Genomic DNA, 18,860 nt, shown 5'->3' on the forward strand with positions numbered 1-18,860 from the left:
GCTTGAAAAGCAATATTTCTATAGGAACTGGGTGTATATTATTAGCCAGAATCAATCATTTATTTAATTTCGATATGAGCAAGACATTTTCTGACAGTGATCAAATTAAAGTAGTTTCTAGTTTTTCTGAACTGGTAAATACTCGTTTTCAAGGAGAAATGAATGCCATTTGCTGGTCTAGAAATTTGATGGGTGATTTTAAAGAAATTGTGACTAAACTTGAATTAAAAGAGAAGATTACCGAAGTTTTCATTGAGGATCTTATGGCACTGAAACTTTCCGAAAAAGGCAATCTGGCAAGAGAAATAATCTTAAGCGATATGCAACTTCTCTCTGATTTCGGGGCGTCACCTTCTCTGAATCTTCTTGAAAGTTACCAACGTGACCAAGAATTCGATTTCATCTCAACAGATGTCTATTCGTACCATATTGATCGTTCTCCTATCGCAACGGATACTTTTTTATGCACCTATTACGGAGTAGCAAGTGATATTTTGCCGAATAATCAGGTTGAACAAAAAATTCTGATTCCCGACATTAGAAACAAACTCAAAAACCTGTATGACGGGCCAGAAGCAGAGTTTGAACATTTCTTGGAAGATTATTTCTTTGATTTACATTATCAACCCAAACCTGATGCCCAACCTGTGAATTTAGGCTCAGGATATCTTTGGCGTTTGGCTGTAGACCATCCCACACAACAAGCCTTGCCCTGCGTGCATAGGGCACCTGCTGAAAAAGAGGGTGAGTATAGACTGCTGCTGATCTGCTAAATATTTACTTGGCCTATACAACGAACTTGATTGTTATAAAATTTGAGTATGAGATCTATCCCTTGATGAAATAGACGAGAGTCATGCATTCGAAATTTTAAATCATTTTCAATACTTAGTCTCATGTGTAAAATCCTCTATGCGCATAAAACACAATTTTGCTCTCATTAGCATCGTCTTTTTTTAAAGCTTATATTGATATAACTTTTTATATTCAACTGGGCTTATTCCCAAATTTCTGACAAATAATTGCCTTAACACTTGTTCATTGCTCAAACCACACTCCATGACGACTTGTTTGGTTGCCAATTGATCTTCTCTCAGTAGCTTTTTAGCATGTTCCAAACGAATATTCTCTAGCCATTTCGCGGGTGAAACCCCAAATTCCTTAGAAAAAATACGAGAGAGGTGACGTGTTGTTATTCCTAATTTTTCTGCCAATATATTCGTGTTAATCGGCTGTTTCAAATTCGCTTTAGCCCAGATACTTAAATCATTTAGCACAACTTTCCCATGTGAAGTGGGGCCATCACTATCGCTGAACTGCTGTTGAGTGCCCTGTCTTTTAAATAGGGTCACTAAATGCATTGCCGTTTTTCTAGCGAGCTCGGCACCGAGGTCTTGCTCAATCAGTGTCAATGCTAAATCCAAACCTGAAGTCACACCCGCTGAAGTAAACATATTCTTATCTTGTACGCAGAATGCCTGATGATTGACATTAAGATCAGGATACCTGACTTTTAGTTGTTCAAGAAACGCCCAATGTGTTGTTACTTCTCTCCCCGCTAATAAATTGGTTTTTGCTAATAAAAAAGTCCCAGTACAAATCGATCCAAACCGCCTCGAACTGCTACATACCTCCGTTAAACGTTTTATGAGCATTTGATTCGTTTGTATACCGACCATAAATGGAGAACCAGCAATCAAGAACGTATCTATGCGAGGTAAGTTACTGTGAATGGTGTAATCAGGCAACAATCTCAAGCCACAGCATGTTTGCAGTGGTTCATCTGTCGATGTAATTAAAATTGTTTTATAGACATCTTTGCCGATTTGGCGATTCGCCTCAGAAAAAACATCCATCGGCCCTGCAATATCAAGTAGTTGGACCTCAGGTAATGCAAAAATTGCAATCGTTTTCTGATTCATTCTAGATTCACAATTCACCGAAAATGTCTTAATTATACTCTTTTTATTTATTAAAGACATTGATGTTTTTTATTATGCTAAATACTCACCAACATAATAGAGAATTGCTATGTCAAGCCTACATCAGCTTCATATTCCAGATAGTCAAGTCACGAAAGAAGTTCAGGAACTGATACGTGATACCGAATCGGAACTGCTATTTCATCACTCAAGTCGGGTTTATCACTGGGGAGCTTTAGCTGCCAAACAACGGAAAATTCAAGTTGATCATGAATTACTTTATATTGCCTGTATGTTCCATGACATAGGACTAACTGAACAATACTGCAGTTGTGATAAACGATTTGAAGTAGATGGAGCCAATGCAGCTGTCGACTTTATGAAAAATCATGGCTTTTCACAAGCAGATATGGATAAGGTATGGACTGGTATAGCGTTACATACTACACCAGGCATTCCCGAGTTTATGGCACCTGAGATTGCACTTGTCAGCGCTGGGGTCGAAATGGATGTTTTAGGTCTAAACTATAATTCTTATTCTGAGGAAGAACGTGATGCAATTATTGCTTCACACCCTCGTGAAAATGGATTCAAAGAGAAAATCATTCAAGCTTTTTACAATGGGATAAAAAATAAGCCTAACTCCACTTTTGGAAATGTAAAAGCAGAGGTGATCGCGGATAAAGAATCTAACTTCCAAGCAATTAATTTCTGCTCAATGATCAGAAATTCTAAATGGCCATCATAACGCCCGCAACACAGCTCTCGAGTCTAGCTGCTGCCTTGTTCTTCTGAATAAGGCAGTCTTAACACCGAATATCAGATGCTGTCATAGGCTGCTGTGATGCATCCCTAAAATTTAAATTGGCTGGATTGAAAAGTTTTTTGACTCAAACAAGCAAGTTAATTGCACTAAGGTCGATATAATAAGAAGAATCATTATCATTTATGGTCAATCTCATGTACATCAAGAACATTGAAACATTTCCGATTATTACCCTTAGCTATAAAAGTAAGGATCAACAATCTCTAGATGAACTGTTTGAGTCATTTACGGCCCTGCTGGCTAAAAATGAAAAGTTTGTTTTCATTAGCGAAGGTGCATTTGATGAGGCAGAACAAAACAATGACCATGAATCTCGAAAACGCATTGCTGCGTGGGTAAAAGCTAAACGAGAAACATTGTCTCGCTTTGTTTTAGGCTTAGTCCATATTGAACCCGATCTTGAACAAAGAACCAAAGCCGAACAGTTTGCAAAAGTATATTTACAGTTTTCAGGTTATCCAATGTATGTCGTATCAAGTAAAGAAGAATCAGATCAACTTGTCTATCAACTTTTGCATCCATAATGGAGATCAATAAGCTACAGGACATTCATGCTTTGAACCGTACCGGGTTTGTCGGAGAGTCAATATTCTGAGAGACTATCCCGATGACAAAACCAAACTATACCCCCGAAATTAGAGAAAGAGCGGTTCAATTACTAATTGAATCTGAAAAAGATTATCCTTCTACTTGGGCAGCAATCACAGCTATTGCTCCTAAAATCGGTTGTACTCCTGAAACATTGCGTGTTTGGTATTTAAAGCATCTGGATCAACTAAATCCTGCCAAAGTACAACAGATATCTGACCAAGAAAAAATGAAGCAAATGGAACGTGAAATTAAAGAATTAAAACGTGCCAATGAAATTCTACGTAAAGCAGCCGCTTTTTTCGCCCAGGCGGAGCTCGACCGCCCACACAAATAATGGTGGATTTTATCCATAACAATAAAGATCGATATGGTGTTGAAGCGATTTGTAGAATTTTACCGATTGCACCTTCAACCTATTACCGAACTTTAGATCTCACTGACAATCCAGAACATCGAGCGAAACGAGATCTACATGATGAGTATCATGCTGAACAAATTAAACGAATTTGGAAAGAAAGTTCAGGTCGATATGGTGTACGTAAAGTTTGGCAAAAATTGAAACGTGAGGGTTATGTTATTGCACGTTGTACAGTTGCTCGATTGATGCAAAAGCTAGGTATACAAGGTGTTTGGCGTGGTAAGAATAAACAAACCACCCGTAACCGAGATGACCAAAAACGGGCAGATGATTTAGTGAAACGTAATTTTAATGCTGATCATCCAAACCAACTATGGGTGGGTGACTTTACGTATATTCAAACTCATTCAGGCTGGGTATATACCGCATTTGTTATTGATGTGTTCTCACGAGCAATTGTTGGATGGAAAGTATCTACACGGATGAATACAGATATGGTGCTTGATGCATTAGAGCAAGCATTGCATGATCGAGGCATGCCAAAGAATGTGATTCATCATTCCGACAGAGGTGTGCAATATCTTTCCATTCGCTATACCAATCGTTTAGAAGCAGCAAATTTACGAGCATCAGTCGGTACAACGGGTGATTCATACGATAATGCTCTGGCTGAAACGGTGAATGGCTTATACAAAACAGAGGTGATTGAATATTTAAAAGCAGATTGGCAAGGTTTAGCAGATGTACAACTTGCGACACTAAACTGGGTAGATTGGTTCAATAAAAAGCGTGTACACAGTGCACTGGGTTATGTATCGCCTTTTGAGTTTGAAGCAATGTACTATGATAAGATTAACCCGTTAGGTCAGGTGGCTTAACTTAAATAAAAAAGTCTCCGACAAACCCGGTACGGTTCACTTCCACTCTGATGAATGATCCAGTCACCGTACTCAAAGTTACTGCTGATGTACCAGATTGGGAATTAGGCTTACATCAGCACGACTATGGCCAATTGATGGCAACTCAATCAGGCTTAATTACGATCTCTACAGTTACAGGGATATGGGTGGTGCCTCCCAAAACAGCCATCTGGATTCCGCCCAATATTTCTCATTCATCAACGGGTATTGGTCTTTCAAGCTGTTTTATGGTGTTTACTCAAAAGAACCTTTTCGATCATAGCGAATGCCACGTTATTCAAGTCAGTGATTTTTTAAATAGCCTCTTTCTAAGAACCGAGGAAATTAAACCTAACTTCACTTCCCATAGTGCCGAAGCACGACTAATGCAGGTTTTAGTAGACGAAATTATCAGTGCACCTCAGCAATCGCAATATTTACCACTTCCGTCGGATAAGCGACTGAAGATGATTACAGACTCACTCCTCCACCAACCCGAACAAAAAACCAGCTTGGCTCAATGGGCAAAACAATGTGGTATGAGTGAAAGAAGTCTCACGCGTACTTTTAAGAGAGAAATGAAACTTTCTTTAAATCATTGGCGTAGACGACTGCATATTACTTTAGCTCTTCAGAAGTTAAATGATGGGCGAAGCATTACTTATATTGCCAATGAGTTAGGTTATGTTTCGGATAGTTCATTCATCACCATGTTTAAAAAAGCAATGAAATCCTCTCCTAAAAAATTTTATTCCGAGCGACAAATCAAACTGGACGATCCGACATGAAACCATCAAACCATGATCCTCAAGAAATGGAAAAGTTTGAAGCGATATCCAATCGCTGGTGGGATTTAAAGGGTGAATTTGCACCTCTACACACCATTAATCCTTTACGTTTGGGATGGATAAAGTCGATTGCAAACGGTATTCAAGATAAAAAGATTCTTGATGTTGGTTGTGGTGGCGGAATTCTAGCTGAAAGTATGGCCCGGCATGGTGCAGATGTGCTTGGAATCGACCTCGGGGAGCAAAGTATTCAGGTTGCCCGTAATCACGCGATTATGGAGAATATTCATAACCTTGAGTATCGCACTGTTGCTGTAGAGGAATTGGCAAAAATAAGCCCACAACAATACGATATTATTACCTGTATGGAACTTCTAGAACATGTTCCTAACCCTGCTGCAATTATCCAGTCTTGTGCACAATTATTAAAACCTCATGGATTAGTATTTTTTTCAACGATCAACAGAAACCCAAAATCTTTTTTATACACAATTGTTGGTGGTGAATATCTTTTTAAATTAATGCCCAAAGGCACGCATAACTTTAATAAATATATTAAACCGAATGAGCTTAGAAGCCTTTCAGAACTTGCAGGTTTAACGCAGATGAATACGATTGGTTTACATTATAGTCCAATCGGCAAATATTTCTGGTTAGCGCCAGACATCACCGTAAACTATATGACCAGTTGTATAAAAACTAGTACATCTTAACAGCTAAGTGTTGTTGGCTTGATATTTTTAATATGCACCCAATGATGAATTCTGTTTCGAAGAATACTACCTACTACCTTCTGTATCCTTTTTGGCACGCTGGAGATGGTTTTCTAGCCTTCTCTCATCTCCTTTGAAATCATGGATATTCGTTCGCAACAGCATATGGCTAAAATCATCAAAGTAGAATTTTTTCCATAAAAAAAGCCACATCTGGAGAATGTGGCTAAAAGTATTGCTTTGCTTGCTACGGTTATTACCGTATTGTTAGGTTAAGACTAATTTCTTAATTCAAACTGAATTTTGGTCATCTTTTTTAGAGCTTATTCCAACCGAATATCCCCCACCCAATTCAAATTTTTATCTGAAAAAACACAGACAAGAAAAAAGCCCTTGTTTTCACAAGGGCTTTTTGAATTTGGCGGAAGCGGTGTCCGTCTAACACCAATCCTAAGAAGTCCAATCCAATATTATAAATTAATATTTTTCAATTAATTACAATTACACCCATCCAACTCAGTCTTGTCTAATCCGACTATTTCCAGTATTTTATGAGGGGTAATTTGAGGGGTAGACAATAACATGCCAAAGAAAGCTAAAGAGCTATCTGCGCTTAGTGTAGCAAAAATTAAAGAGACTGGTCGATATCACGTAGGTGGTGTTGATGGTCTTTGTTTAAACGTCGAAGGAACTTCCCGTGTCTGGATTTTACGTGCGGTGGTGGGAAAACATCTGGATAAAGATGGAAAATTAAAACCTCATCGACGTGATATTGGTATTGGTCCATACCCTGAAGTTTCTTTAGCTGAAGCTCGTGCTAAAGCCACTGAATTAAAATTACAAATACGAAGTGGTATTGATCCAATTGTCCATCAACAGGAACAGCTTGCAAAGCTTCATGTTCAGCAACTACGGAACAAAACATTCATGGAATGTGCAAAAGTTGTTATTGCCAATAAAACCCGTGAACTCAAAAATGAAAAACATATTGGACAATGGTCATCAACACTAGAAACTTATATTTACCCAACTTTGGGCAATCTTACTATTAGTAACATTACCAAAGCCGATATTGCTGAAGTTTTAAGACCTATTTGGGTTGAGAAAAACGAAACAGCCAAACGTATCCGTGGTCGTATAGAAACCATTTTTGATTATGCCAAAGCAATGGGATATTTTGAGGGTGACAACCCTGCCGAATGGAAAGGCAATCTTGAACCTATATTAGGTAATTTAAAGCAGGAATCACGCCCTCACCCATCCCTGCCCTATGAACAGGTTGCTGAGTTTATCCAACACTTAAGACAGAAAAAAGGAATTTCACCAAAAGCTCTGGAATTTGCAATTTTAACCGCCTGTCGCTCTGGTGAGATTTTTGGGGCGAAATGGCAGGAAATTGATTTTAAGAATAAAGTCTGGATTATTCCTAAAGAACGTATGAAAGCAGAAAAGGAACATCATGTGCCTTTGTCGAAAGAAGCGATAAGTTTGCTTGAATCAATTCAAAATCATACTCTAATTCAAGATTTCATCTTCCCTGCGCCACGGAGTGGTGAGATGCTTTCTGATATGTCTTTGACGACCCTAATCAAACGACTGCATGAGCAAAAGCTTAAAGAAAATGGCTTAGGCTATATTGATCCCAAACAAAACCGAGTCATTACAACGCATGGCTTTCGGTCTACTTTCCGTGATTGGTCGGCAGACAAAACAGATTACCGTAGAGAAGTGTGTGAACATGTTCTCGCACACAAACTTCCAGATAAGGTTGAAGCTTCTTATTTACGTGGAGGCTATTTAGAAAAACGTAAAGGCTTAATGGCTGATTGGGCAACATATATCATGCACAAATAGCCTGAAGCCATGTGGTACAGCTCAAAAAAGTACAATCCCAATTACAAAAACACTTAATATAAAAATAAGAGATAAAGGAATTTTATCTCTTATAAATCTGAATTTTAATTGCTCATCCATCCAACTAATTTGATGTTCCCAAAAGAATTTGTAATGAGCATACCAATTACTAAAAAGGATCTGCTTACTTATCCCACACTCGCTTTAAGTAAGCGAATCCGAAATAGAGAAACGCTGGCGTAACACTATAAGTAGCTAAATAAAAAAACAATATAGAAAATCTAACTCCACCCATGAGAGGTGGAGTTAGCTTGATTTATTTCAGTGAATGTATTGATTATTCTTGATTGTCTAAATACTTTTCAGCATCCAATGCTGCCATACAACCCGAACCAGCCGAGGTAATCGCTTGACGATAAATACTGTCTGCCACATCACCCGCAGCAAATACACCCTCGATAGATGTAGCTGTTGCATTACCCGTAGTTCCACTTTGGACTTGGATATAGCCATCACGTAGGTTCAATTGACTTTCAAACATTCCTGTATTGGGTTTATGTCCAATCGCAACAAACAAGCCTTGCACTTGAACATCTTGGATACTTGCATCTTGAGTGGATTTAATACGTACCGCCGTTACACCTGTGTTGTCACCTAAAACCTCATCAACTTGATGGTTCCAAATAATGCTGATTTTGCCCTCTTTTTCTTTGGCAAAAAGATGGTCTTGCAAAATCTTTTCAGAACGCAGACTGTCACGACGGTGTACCAGTGTCACATGTGCAGCGATATTTGACAGATATAAAGCTTCCTCAACCGCAGTGTTACCACCACCAACCACCATGACATTTTGGTTTTTATAGAAGAAACCATCACAGGTTGCACAGGCACTCACACCCTGCCCCATGAAAGCTGCCTCTGACTCAAGACCTAGATATTGAGCCGTTGCACCTGTTGCAATAATCAGTGCATCACAAGTATATTCACCCATGTCACCTTTGAGTACGAATGGGCGAGTTTTGAGATCCACCTCATTGATGTGATCATAGACCATTTCTGTACCAAAGCGTTCTGCATGCGCCTGCATACGCTCCATGAGTACAGGACCAGTTAAGCCCTCAGCATCGCCAACCCAATTATCAACTTCAGTCGTTGTTGTTAATTGCCCGCCTAATTGTAGTCCAGCAATCAATGTTGGTTTGAGGTTGGCACGAGCTGCATATACGGCTGCACTATAACCCGCAGGTCCCGAACCTAAAATAATTAAACGAGAATGTTGATTTTGCATTTAATTTTCTCCAGCATTCTACAAACTTCGCTGATTAACACGTTTTGATAATTCTTCAGCAGATTCTTTACGCTCAGAATAACGATCAGTTAAATACTGACTTTGCCCCCGTGTCAGCAAGGTGAATTTATACAGCTCTTCCATCACATCCACGATACGGTCGTAATACGATGATGCTTTCATTCGCCCATCTTCTTCAAACTCTAAAAATGCTTTTGGAATTGAAGACTGATTCGGAATCGTGATCATCCGCATCCAACGCCCTAAAATACGCATTTGATTGACACTATTGAAAGATTGCGAACCACCACTGACTTGCATTAGTGCCAGTGTTTTTCCTTGAGTGGCACGAATCGCACCACCTGCCAATGGAATCCAATCTATCTGTGACTTAAAGATCGAACTCATTGAACCGTGACGTTCAGGCGAACACCACACCATGCCCTCTGACCATGCCAAAAGCTCATGTAGTTCTTTTGCTTTTGGGTGTTCCATATCCGCATCTTCTGGCAAAGGTAGCCCTTTCGGATGAAAAATTTTAACCTCAGCACCAAACTGTTCCAAGATTCGACCTGCTTCCATCACGGCTAAACGACTATACGAACGCTCACGGTTAGAACCATATAACAACAAAATACGTGGCGCATGATCTAACGATTTAGCTTGAACTTTTTCCAAAGTTGGCTGTTCAAGTAGCTCCATATCAACATTAGGAAGATTCATTACAATTACACCGATTTAAAATACTTTTTTCTGAGCCATAGAGACACACTCACTAAAGCGATCAATACAGGTACTTCAACTAAAGGACCAATCACGGTGGTAAATGCCACAGGTGAAGCCAAACCAAAGGTTGCAATCGCTACAGCCAAAGCCAACTCAAAGTTATTACCAGCAGCCGTGAAAGAAATTGCTGTGGTTTTAGGATAGTCATTGCCCATCCATTTACTCATAAAGAAGCTGATGAAAAACATCACAATAAAATAAATCGTGAGTGGGATTGCGATACGCAGAACATCCAATGGTAAGCTCACTACATCACCACCTTTTAGGCTAAACATTGCCACGATGGTAAAAAGAAGTGCCAATAAACTGAGTGGGCTGATCTTGGGTAAAAAGACATTTTGATACCAATCTAAGCCTTTGGCTTTGACCAAAACCAAACGAGTCAAGAAACCAAGAAGAAATGGAATCCCCAAGTAAACCAACACCGCATGGGTAATCGTCCAGAAATCAACATTGATCACTTGCCCTGCAATACAGAAATAGGGTGGCAAGAATGTGAGGAACAGCCAAGCATAGGTACTAAAAAACAGAATCTGGAAAATACTATTGAATGCCACCAACGCTGCTACATATTGGTTATCACCACAGGCTAAACCATTCCACACCAAGACCATTGCAATACAGCGAGCCAAACCGATCAGGATCAAGCCTGTCATGTACTCTGGATAGCTATGTAAAAAAATAATTGCTAATGCAAACATTAATACAGGCGCAATCACCCAGTTCTGCACCAAAGACAAAGTTAAGGTTTTCTTGTCTTTAAACACTTGTGGCAAAGTAGCATAGTCCACTTTGGCTAAAGGTGGATACATCATCAGAATCAAACCAATCGCAATTGGAATATTGACGGAATCCACACTCATTTTGTCTAAAGTAACGGAAGCTTGCGGAAAGAACACACCTATCGCAATCCCCAATGCCATGGCGATAAAAATCCATAGAGTGAGGTTACGATCTAGAAAAGATAATCTTTGTTGAGCCATGATGTTCTCATTCAATATGCGAAATTTGATTGATTGCTGCAATCAAATCTGGGCGAGACATATGAGTTGTATCTAGTGCCAATAAAGCGTCTAAGCGGCGGTTGATATGATCAACAGTAACTTGGAATGCTTTTAATTTTTCTTCTTTCGGCAAATCTAAATGTGAAGGATCAGCCAAGCCCCAATGTGCCTTAATCGCTCCACCTAAATAAAGTGGACACGCTTCTTGAGCTGCTGAATCGCAAACAGTAATCACGACGTCAGGTTGATATTGTTCGCAGTCATCAATGGTTTTACTCCACAAACCATCTGTTGAGAGACCAAGATTTTCTAAAGTTTCTATAGTCAATGGATGTACTTGCCCTGATGGCTTACTACCTGCACTGTATGCTTTCCATCCTTCAGGCGCACGACTGTTAAAAAGGACTTCTGAGAGGATGCTACGGCAACTATTTCCAGTACACAAAAAAAGAAATTTCATATTCTATTACTCACAATAGCTATTTATTTGGATATTTTGGGAATCTTTATTTACTATGGTTTGACTGCTTACCAAAAGATTCAGAACGTCATGGCACCACATTGGTAATTGCGGATTAATGCTGTAATACACCCATTGGCTTTGTCTCCTGTCCTGTAAGAGACCAGAAGAACGCAATAACGCTAAATGCCTAGAAATCTTTGGCTGACTCAGTTGCAACTTTTCAGTCAAATCACAAACACATAATTCTTTATTCTCAGCGACTAAAGTCACGATATTTAGTCGAGTTTCATCTGATAAGCATTTAAAAAAATTAACTTGGTCCATTCTTAACTCCCATTCACTTATTTGGATATGCGGATAATCACATACAAAAAGTAAAATTTTTAATTCACTCGTTGACCATTTTCATCAATCACTTTTTCACCATCCTCTTTCGTAAAGGCACCCTTCTGAGGTAATGGTAGAATATCTAAGACAACTTCAGAAGGACGGCTTAAGCGAGTGCCTAATTCAGTAACAACAAATGGTCGATTAATCAATATTGGATGATCAAGCATAAAACTAAGTAACTGCTCATCACTCAAATCACTACGATCAAGGTCTAAATCCCGATAAGGATCTACATTCTGGCGAATGGCCTCTCTTACTGTTAATTTTGCATCCTGAATCAATTTAACTAATTCGTCATGACTAGGTGGTGTAATGAGATATTCAATCACAGTTGGCTCAATCCCTGTATTACGGATCAAAGCCAAAGTGTTGCGAGATGTCCCACAAGCTGGGTTGTGATAAATCGTCACAGTTGATGAAGTTGTCATCGAATTGAGCTCTTTTGATAATTTATAATATCTTTATATTCGAATTACCATATATATGCAATACCATATGTTTTGTTTTTTATTAGAGAATAAGGCTCTTTTGAAAAGAACCTCATTACTATCAAAATTCTATCTACTAAATCATCCTATTTTTTTAACTTAGCAGCTACGACTATGTATGTTTCTCCCTCAGCCTTTAATTCAAAATCAACTTTTTGCCCTACTGCAAGCCCATTCAATAATGCAGGATCAGCAACTTTAAAGCCCATGGTCATCGCAGGCCATTTAATCGCAGGAATTGCCTCATGATCGAGTGTCAAAATATTTTCTTTCGTATCAATAGCCGTAATCACTCCAACTGCTTGAGTTGTCGTTGCTGTAGATGATTCTTTACTCATCTGCTCCATAGGCGCTTCCGCTTTCTTTTGCTCTGACGCCTCATTTTTACTACATGCACTTAACGCAGTAACAGTGGCAACAAGAGCGACAATTTTAATAAATTTAAACATAATAAAACCTCTTTGAACGAAATAAGAAAACTATCAAGATTTTGATAGTTTTCTTTTGATTAAAAGCTGATATGCAGCGGGAATAACAAACATTGATAAAAGTGGAGCTGAAATCATGCCCCCAACCATAGGTAAAGCAATACGACTCATCAATTCAGAGCCCGTTCCAGTTCCTAAAAGGATAGGAATCAAACCCGCCAGAATGACAGCTACAGTCATCGCTTTAGGGCGAACCCGTAGTACTGCCCCTGTACGAAGGGCATCATTGAGTTGCTGCTCAGTTAAAGATGATAAATTTTGTTGAGCATGTTCTATCGCCTGCTTTAAATAAAACAACATGACCACTCCAAACTCTGCGGCAACACCGGCAAGTGCAATAAAGCCTACTGCAATGGCAATTGAGAAATTATAACCACTGAAATACATTGCCCAAATACCACCAATTAAAGCGAATGGTAGAGTCAGCATAATCAGAGCAGCATCTTGTACTTGTCTAAAAATCAGATACAGCAATAGAAAAATGATCATCAAAGTGATTGGTATTACTACCTTTAGGCGAGCATTTGCTCTTTCCATAAATTCAAATTGACCTGAATAACTAATACTCATACCCGCAGAGCGTTTCACTTGTTGGTCAATAGACTGTTTCAAATCCCGAACAACGGAGGCTAAATCACGTCCTTGTACATCAACATAGACCCAACCACTTGGACGAGCATTCTCACTTTTTAACATCGGAGGACCATCTGTGATTTGAATGTTGGCAACACTACTCAAAACAATTTGCTGACCTGATTCAGTCAGAATTGGTAAATTTCTTAATGCCTCAAGTGAATCTCGAATTTCTCGCGGATAACGTACATTAATAGGATACCTTGCTAACCCTTCAACAGTTTCACCAATATTTTCCCCACCAATTGCTGATGACACAATTTGCTGTACATCGGTGATATTGAGACCATAGCGTGCAGCTTCCATTCGATTAATATCGATATCAACATATCGCCCACCAGTGAGTCGTTCAGCTAAAGCTGAGCTAACACCGGGCACTTTTTTGGCAACCTGTTCAATTTGTTGTGCTACCCGATCAATATCTTGCAAATCATTTGCTGAAATCTTGATCCCGATTGGGCTTTTAACCCCGGTCGCCAACATATCAATTCTGTTACGAATAGGCGGCACCCAGATATTTGTTAAACCCGGTACTTGAACAGCTTTATCCAGTTCTTTTATCAACTTATCTGGTGTCATACCTGAACGCCATTCAGATCGTGGTTTAAACTGAATCGTGGTTTCAAACATTTCTAAAGGTGCAGGATCTGTAGCCGACTCTGCTCGCCCAGCTTTACCAAATACAGTGGCAACCTCTGGAACAGTTTTAATCATTCGATCAGTCTGTTGAAGTAATTCAGAAGCTTTTGCTGCGGACAATCCCGGTAAAGCTGAAGGCATATACAGTAAATCACCTTCATCCATATTAGGCAGGAACTCTCCACCTAATTGCGTTAAAGGAAAAAGACTGATAAGAAAAATGAGTAACGCACCTAATAACGTTGTCTTTGGATAAGCTAAGACTTTATCTAACATAGGACGGTATATTTTGATGAGAAAACGGTTTAATGGATTCCGTTGTTCAGATGGTAACTTCCCGCGAATCCAGTATCCCATCAAAACTGGAATCAATGTAATAGATAGCCCCGCAGCAGCAGCCATGGCATAAGTTTTAGTAAATGCCAATGGAGAGAACAATCGTCCTTCTTGTGCTTGCAAAGTAAAAATGGGAATAAAGGATAAAGTAATGATGAGTAAACAGAAAAATAAAGCAGGCCCAACCTCACTGGCAGAACGTGTAATGATGTCCCAACGCTCTTGTATTTCTAAAACTCGATCAGGATGTTCATGTTGCCAAGCTTCGATATGCTTATGTGCATTTTCGACCATAACCACAGATGCATCAACCATAGCACCAATCGCGATTGCAATCCCACCCAATGACATGATATTGGCATTTAGTCCCTGATAATACATCAATAAAAAGGCTGACAAGATTCCCAAAGGCAAAGAAACAATCGCAACCATTGCTGAACGTAAATGCCAGAGGAATAGCCCACAAACCAAAGCCACTACAATAAACTCTTCAATTAATTTATGGCTGAGATTCTCTACCGCCCGATCAATCAATTGACTGCGGTCATACACAGAAACAACTTGTACACCTTTCGGTAGACTTTGTTGTAATTCAGCAAGTTTTTCTTTTACAGCAGTAATGGTTTCACGTGCATTTTTACCAGCACGTAAAATCACAACACCTCCAACAGTTTCCCCTTGTCCATTGAGTTCAGTAATTCCACGACGCATTTCAGGACCGAGTTGAATCATTGCAACATCTCCAAGAGTGATTGGAACACCTAAATCGTTTGTACGTAACGGAATCTGCCGAAAATCTTCTAATGTTTTTAAATAACCTGAAGCTCTCACCATATATTCAGTTTCAGCCATTTCTAGGACTGAACCGCCAGTTTCCTGATTTGCCTTTTGAATTGCTTCAATTATGCTTCGCTGAGTTATACCGAATGCTGCCATTTTGGTTGGGTCTAAAACAACTTGATATTGTTTAACCATCCCCCCAATTGTGGCGACCTCAGCCACATTTGGTACTGTCTTCAGTTCATACTTCAAAAACCAATCTTGTATGCTTCGCAGTTGTGAGAGATCATGTTGCCCTGTTGGATCAACCAAAGCATATTCGTAGATCCAACCAACACCTGTAGCATCTGGTCCTAATGAAGATTTTGCATTTGCAGGCATTCTTTCTTGTATTTGATTGAGATATTCCAATACACGAGAACGTGCCCAATAAAGATCAGTATGTTCATCAAAAATGACATAAACAAACGAATCACCAAAAAAAGAATAGCCCCGAACAGCTTTAACACCGGGTACTGATAACATGGTCGTTGTTAAAGGATAAGTCACCTGATTTTCAACAATTTGTGGTGCTTGACCGGGAAAATTAGTTCGCACAATCACTTGTACATCAGACAGATCTGGCAAAGCATCAACCGGAGTATTCTTGACAGCCCAAGTTCCCCAAACGGCAAGAACTACAGCAGCTAATAAGACAAATACTCGATTTGTAATTGAAAAACGAATAATACGGGCGATCATAATGGTTCTCCCGTTTAGTTCTGCATAGATGTCATAGACATCTTGGAAATGTCAGAAATAACATAAGCATCCCCAACACGTGTAAAACGAAAACTGACCTGCTCGCCTTGCTGAATTTGGGTAAATGGTTGTACTGGTTGTTTAAAGCTCATGGTCATAGCCCCCCACCCCAATTCAGCAATTGCATGATGTGAAATGGTAATGTCTTGAGCTGTAACTTTTTCCACTTTACCAATGCCTTGGTATATTGATGCCTTAGTCACTTGAGATGATGTAATCGATTGTCCAGTGTTCAGCTTATCCAGTACACCCTGTAAATTGGCCTCAGAATCAATTAGGAATTGTCCCGAAATCACGATTTTCTGACCAGCGTTCAAACCCTGTAGAATTGCTATTTTATTTCCGTCACTCTGTCCTAACTGTACAACAACAGGTTCGAAACGCCCTTTTTCATGTGCGACAATAATAATATTACGAGTACCTGTACGTATAACAGCTTGCTCTGGCACAACTAAACTGCTTTGAGGATTGTTGGAAAATTTGACAGAAGCAAACATTCCGGGCTTGAGTTGCCCCTCTCTATTGGGTAACTCAATACGAACTTTTATGGTTCTGCTTGTAGTATCTAATGTCGGTAAAATATCAATGACTTTGCCAGACACTTTTTGAGGGTACGCAGCAAAAGTTGCTTCGATTTTATCTCCTCGCTTTATCCCAGCAATTTGCGTTTCAGGCACTGCTGCTTCTAACCAAATTGGATTCACGCCTTTAATGGTGGCAAGTGTTTGCCCCATAGCTAAAGCCATTCCACTACGAACTTCTAGTGAGTCAATGAATCCACTCAAAGGAGCACTCAAAGTCATATTAGACTGTACTTGATGTGTCCGTTCGACTTGATGGATCACATTTGGTGGGATTCCCAGAAGCTGTAGGCGTTGTCGACTTGCTTGAATAAGAGAACGGTCTCCTATTTTAAGTACTGCCAAAAACTCAGTCTGTTCCCCAGTCCACTCAGGGATTGAAATATCAGCAATCGGACTCCCTTGAGTCACTATATCCCCGACTGCATGGCCATAAACACGCTGAACAAAACCACTTGCTCGTGTTTGCAGAATTGCTACCTGTCGTTCATTCGCTTGTAATATGCCATTGGTTAACAAGGTATTGCCCATTACAGCCTGTTCGACTGTGGCATAACGAATGGCTAGATTTTGTTGAAGAGCTGGATCAATCTTTACTCCTGCACTTTCAGTTATTCCAGAAGTACTTTCATCCGCATACTTAGGGACTAACTGCATATCCATAAAAGGGGATTTCCCTGGCTTATCAAAATGCTGTTCTGGTTTCATTGGATCGTACCAGTACAACACTTTAGCAGTTGCCTGATCACTTACAGTTTGCTTTTCATCATTTTGATGCGCATACCAATATCCAATCCCACTACCGACTCCCAAGCTGCCCACAATCAAGCCAGCAATTACAAATGCCAATTTATTTTTTAACATTATCTTGACTCCTCAGCATGGTTTAAGGTGGGTTCTACAAAAGAAAAATAGAGCTGGGCTTTGATCATTGCTTGCTGTTGTTGTAAATCGATGAGACGTAATCGCTGATTTAGTAATGCTTGTCGTGTCTCAATGACATCTGACAAATTGGCTTTACCAGCCTGATAACTTGCTAACTGTAAAGTTACTTTTTCTTTAGCCAAAGGAAGTGTACTTTGAACGGTACGTTGGATTTGTCTTTCAAGAGCTTTTAAATCCGATAGCCCCTCATCTAACATGGTGAGATGGTCGCGGTATTTTATCTCCTGATCTGCTGTAATCCGATTTTGTTCAGCTAATGCTGCCTGAATGAGCGGACCACTACGTTTTTTTGAAAATATTGGTAGTTCTGTTGTCAGTTGTACACCAATCATATCTCCAAATTCAGGAGCACGATGCTGATAGGCAAGCTCAATACCCCAATCTGGTTTTTGAAGGGCTTGGGCTTGCTTAAGCTTTGCTTCAACAGTTTGCTTTTCTGCTTGGAATGCTTTTAGTTCAGGGTGTTGATGCAGATGATGATATAAACGTGATGTATCAAAATTAATTATAGGTTCTTGGGTAGGCAAACTTTCTATTTCAGTTGTACCACTAGAATCCTCACTGATTAATCGGTGTAATTCTAGTTTTGCCTTATTTATATCTCGAAGCAAATCATCTTTTTGATCAAGCAAAATAGTTTTGTCCAGCCTAGGGGAAATTGTATTAGCAACCATGGTTCGACCAGACGCAACCTGTGTTTGTGTAATCTGGGATAGCAATCCATTTTCTGAAAGAAGGTCATCATATAACGCCAGTTTACGCTCAAGATAAAAACGTTTAAGCCATGCCGATGCTACTTTTTGACGTAACTCAATTCGCAGAATTTCTGTTTGAGCATTTGCTGAACCCAATTCAGCTTTTGCTAATTCAACTTCAGCTAATCTTTTGGCACGATTTGGAAAATCTTGCATGATGCCAATCTTTTGCATCGTCATCCCCTCTTGTGTGACAGACCATGCAGCATCACCTGATACAGGGTAATTATCGAGACCCACAAATAGTTTAGGATTGGGCAAAATACCTGAAGCTGAAACTATATTCTCAGCACCTTCAATCTGAGCACTATTAGCTCTTAGAGCAGGCGCATATCGCTCAGCAAGCTTCAATGCTGTATCCAAAGTCAGTGGCTGGGCATAAGCATGTCCATAACTCAAGAAAAAACAGATCGTCGCAATCGAGCATCCACCCCATTTTAGGGACAGCTTTCCTTTATTAAAGTTCATATTTTTAGCTCTAAAATGATGTACACGCGCACGTGCAGAACACCCATAGAAAACTCTATGAATG

At 39.6% G+C, this 18,860-nt stretch carries 19 protein-coding genes and 1 other annotated feature; of the genes, 7 read left to right on the top strand and 12 right to left on the bottom strand.

Features of this window, described 5'->3' with window-relative positions; translation table 11 throughout:
• Positions 1-74 precede the first annotated feature (74 nt).
• Complete coding sequence (locus F895_RS05250) at positions 75-773, top strand: hypothetical protein (protein ID WP_005242926.1); 699 nt, start codon at positions 75-77, stop codon at positions 771-773.
• A gap of 183 nt (positions 774-956) precedes the next feature.
• Here the strand turns inward: F895_RS05250 and F895_RS05245 are convergent, their stop codons facing one another.
• A complete protein-coding gene (locus F895_RS05245; RefSeq protein ID WP_005242931.1) occupies positions 957-1,922 on the bottom strand; it encodes a GlxA family transcriptional regulator in 966 nt (321 codons plus the stop codon).
• A 109-nt stretch (positions 1,923-2,031) separates the two neighbouring features.
• On the opposite strand from F895_RS05245, the gene F895_RS05240 reads away from it, so the two are divergent.
• From F895_RS05240 to F895_RS05210, 6 genes are all read left to right on the top strand, one after another.
• Positions 2,032-2,670 carry an HD domain-containing protein gene (locus F895_RS05240; protein WP_005242932.1) on the top strand — a complete coding sequence of 213 codons (639 nt, stop codon included), beginning with the start codon at positions 2,032-2,034 and terminating at the stop codon, positions 2,668-2,670.
• A gap of 212 nt (positions 2,671-2,882) precedes the next feature.
• Positions 2,883-3,272 (top strand): hypothetical protein, encoded by a 390-nt coding sequence (locus tag F895_RS05235; protein WP_026040233.1) that lies wholly within the window; start codon positions 2,883-2,885, stop codon positions 3,270-3,272.
• Positions 3,273-3,355: 83 nt separating this feature from the next.
• A protein-coding gene (locus F895_RS05225; RefSeq protein ID WP_087486619.1) for an IS3-like element ISAba19 family transposase occupies positions 3,356-4,575 on the top strand; the annotation gives its coding sequence in 2 pieces (ribosomal slippage) (positions 3,356-3,632 and positions 3,632-4,575; 1,221 coding nt in all).
• Positions 3,631-3,747: a sequence feature (AL1L pseudoknot), on the top strand. It overlaps the preceding gene by 117 nt.
• Before the next feature lie 50 nt (positions 4,576-4,625).
• On the top strand, positions 4,626-5,384 hold the full coding sequence (locus F895_RS05220; protein WP_005242936.1) for an AraC family transcriptional regulator: 759 nt from the start codon (positions 4,626-4,628) through the stop codon (positions 5,382-5,384).
• Complete coding sequence (gene ubiG, locus F895_RS05215; RefSeq protein ID WP_005242939.1) at positions 5,381-6,097, top strand: bifunctional 2-polyprenyl-6-hydroxyphenol methylase/3-demethylubiquinol 3-O-methyltransferase UbiG; 717 nt, start codon at positions 5,381-5,383, stop codon at positions 6,095-6,097. The genes F895_RS05220 and ubiG overlap by 4 nt, the downstream gene beginning before the upstream one ends.
• A 582-nt stretch (positions 6,098-6,679) precedes the next feature.
• Positions 6,680-7,951, top strand: coding sequence for a tyrosine-type recombinase/integrase (locus tag F895_RS05210; protein ID WP_004699746.1), 1,272 nt, complete (start codon positions 6,680-6,682; stop codon positions 7,949-7,951).
• A 21-nt stretch (positions 7,952-7,972) separates the two neighbouring features.
• On the opposite strand, the gene F895_RS20490 is transcribed toward F895_RS05210, so the two are convergent.
• The 11 genes from F895_RS20490 to F895_RS05160 form a co-directional block, all read right to left on the bottom strand.
• On the bottom strand, positions 7,973-8,143 hold the full coding sequence (locus F895_RS20490; protein ID WP_323807942.1) for a hypothetical protein: 171 nt from the start codon (positions 8,141-8,143) through the stop codon (positions 7,973-7,975).
• A 145-nt stretch (positions 8,144-8,288) separates the two neighbouring features.
• Positions 8,289-9,239, bottom strand: coding sequence for a thioredoxin-disulfide reductase (trxB, locus tag F895_RS05205; RefSeq protein ID WP_004699744.1), 951 nt, complete (start codon positions 9,237-9,239; stop codon positions 8,289-8,291).
• Between the two features lie 18 nt (positions 9,240-9,257).
• A complete protein-coding gene (gene arsH, locus F895_RS05200) occupies positions 9,258-9,962 on the bottom strand; it encodes an arsenical resistance protein ArsH (protein ID WP_004699742.1) in 705 nt (234 codons plus the stop codon).
• A gap of 5 nt (positions 9,963-9,967) precedes the next feature.
• Positions 9,968-11,008: an ACR3 family arsenite efflux transporter gene (gene arsB / locus F895_RS05195; protein WP_005144801.1), complete on the bottom strand. Its 1,041-nt coding sequence runs from the start codon at positions 11,006-11,008 to the stop codon at positions 9,968-9,970.
• Between the two features lie 7 nt (positions 11,009-11,015).
• Positions 11,016-11,489: an arsenate reductase ArsC gene (locus tag F895_RS05190; RefSeq protein WP_004699737.1), complete on the bottom strand. Its 474-nt coding sequence runs from the start codon at positions 11,487-11,489 to the stop codon at positions 11,016-11,018.
• Between the two features lie 6 nt (positions 11,490-11,495).
• Positions 11,496-11,816, bottom strand: a complete 321-nt coding sequence (locus F895_RS05185; RefSeq protein ID WP_004699734.1) for a metalloregulator ArsR/SmtB family transcription factor — start codon at positions 11,814-11,816, stop codon at positions 11,496-11,498.
• Positions 11,817-11,875: 59 nt separating this feature from the next.
• A complete protein-coding gene (gene arsC / locus F895_RS05180; protein ID WP_004699732.1) occupies positions 11,876-12,310 on the bottom strand; it encodes an arsenate reductase (glutaredoxin) in 435 nt (144 codons plus the stop codon).
• A gap of 146 nt (positions 12,311-12,456) precedes the next feature.
• Positions 12,457-12,819: a copper-binding protein gene (locus F895_RS05175; protein ID WP_005242942.1), complete on the bottom strand. Its 363-nt coding sequence runs from the start codon at positions 12,817-12,819 to the stop codon at positions 12,457-12,459.
• A gap of 33 nt (positions 12,820-12,852) precedes the next feature.
• Positions 12,853-15,987 carry an efflux RND transporter permease subunit gene (locus tag F895_RS05170; protein WP_005144795.1) on the bottom strand — a complete coding sequence of 1,045 codons (3,135 nt, stop codon included), beginning with the start codon at positions 15,985-15,987 and terminating at the stop codon, positions 12,853-12,855.
• A 14-nt stretch (positions 15,988-16,001) separates the two neighbouring features.
• Positions 16,002-17,492 carry an efflux RND transporter periplasmic adaptor subunit gene (locus F895_RS05165; protein ID WP_004699726.1) on the bottom strand — a complete coding sequence of 497 codons (1,491 nt, stop codon included), beginning with the start codon at positions 17,490-17,492 and terminating at the stop codon, positions 16,002-16,004.
• Positions 17,492-18,796 (bottom strand): TolC family protein, encoded by a 1,305-nt coding sequence (locus tag F895_RS05160; RefSeq protein ID WP_005144794.1) that lies wholly within the window; start codon positions 18,794-18,796, stop codon positions 17,492-17,494. Before F895_RS05160 ends, F895_RS05165 begins: the two co-directional genes overlap by 1 nt.
• Between the last annotated feature and the right edge of the window lie 64 nt (positions 18,797-18,860).

This window comes from Acinetobacter sp. CIP 64.2, from assembly GCF_000369645.1.
GTDB lineage: Bacteria > Pseudomonadota > Gammaproteobacteria > Pseudomonadales > Moraxellaceae > Acinetobacter.

Coding starts and splice junctions, on each gene's coding strand:
- F895_RS05250 (WP_005242926.1), top strand. CDS start 75: ATGAGCAAGACATTTTCTGACAGTGATCAAATTAAAGTAGTTTCTAGT.
- F895_RS05245 (WP_005242931.1), bottom strand. CDS start 1,922: ATGAATCAGAAAACGATTGCAATTTTTGCATTACCTGAGGTCCAACTA.
- F895_RS05240 (WP_005242932.1), top strand. CDS start 2,032: ATGTCAAGCCTACATCAGCTTCATATTCCAGATAGTCAAGTCACGAAA.
- F895_RS05235 (WP_026040233.1), top strand. CDS start 2,883: ATGTACATCAAGAACATTGAAACATTTCCGATTATTACCCTTAGCTAT.
- F895_RS05220 (WP_005242936.1), top strand. CDS start 4,626: ATGAATGATCCAGTCACCGTACTCAAAGTTACTGCTGATGTACCAGAT.
- ubiG (WP_005242939.1), top strand. CDS start 5,381: ATGAAACCATCAAACCATGATCCTCAAGAAATGGAAAAGTTTGAAGCG.
- F895_RS05210 (WP_004699746.1), top strand. CDS start 6,680: ATGCCAAAGAAAGCTAAAGAGCTATCTGCGCTTAGTGTAGCAAAAATT.
- trxB (WP_004699744.1), bottom strand. CDS start 9,239: ATGCAAAATCAACATTCTCGTTTAATTATTTTAGGTTCGGGACCTGCG.
- arsH (WP_004699742.1), bottom strand. CDS start 9,962: ATGAATCTTCCTAATGTTGATATGGAGCTACTTGAACAGCCAACTTTG.
- arsB (WP_005144801.1), bottom strand. CDS start 11,008: ATGGCTCAACAAAGATTATCTTTTCTAGATCGTAACCTCACTCTATGG.
- F895_RS05190 (WP_004699737.1), bottom strand. CDS start 11,489: ATGAAATTTCTTTTTTTGTGTACTGGAAATAGTTGCCGTAGCATCCTC.
- F895_RS05185 (WP_004699734.1), bottom strand. CDS start 11,816: ATGGACCAAGTTAATTTTTTTAAATGCTTATCAGATGAAACTCGACTA.
- arsC (WP_004699732.1), bottom strand. CDS start 12,310: ATGACAACTTCATCAACTGTGACGATTTATCACAACCCAGCTTGTGGG.
- F895_RS05175 (WP_005242942.1), bottom strand. CDS start 12,819: ATGTTTAAATTTATTAAAATTGTCGCTCTTGTTGCCACTGTTACTGCG.
- F895_RS05170 (WP_005144795.1), bottom strand. CDS start 15,987: ATGATCGCCCGTATTATTCGTTTTTCAATTACAAATCGAGTATTTGTC.
- F895_RS05165 (WP_004699726.1), bottom strand. CDS start 17,492: ATGTTAAAAAATAAATTGGCATTTGTAATTGCTGGCTTGATTGTGGGC.
- F895_RS05160 (WP_005144794.1), bottom strand. CDS start 18,796: ATGAACTTTAATAAAGGAAAGCTGTCCCTAAAATGGGGTGGATGCTCG.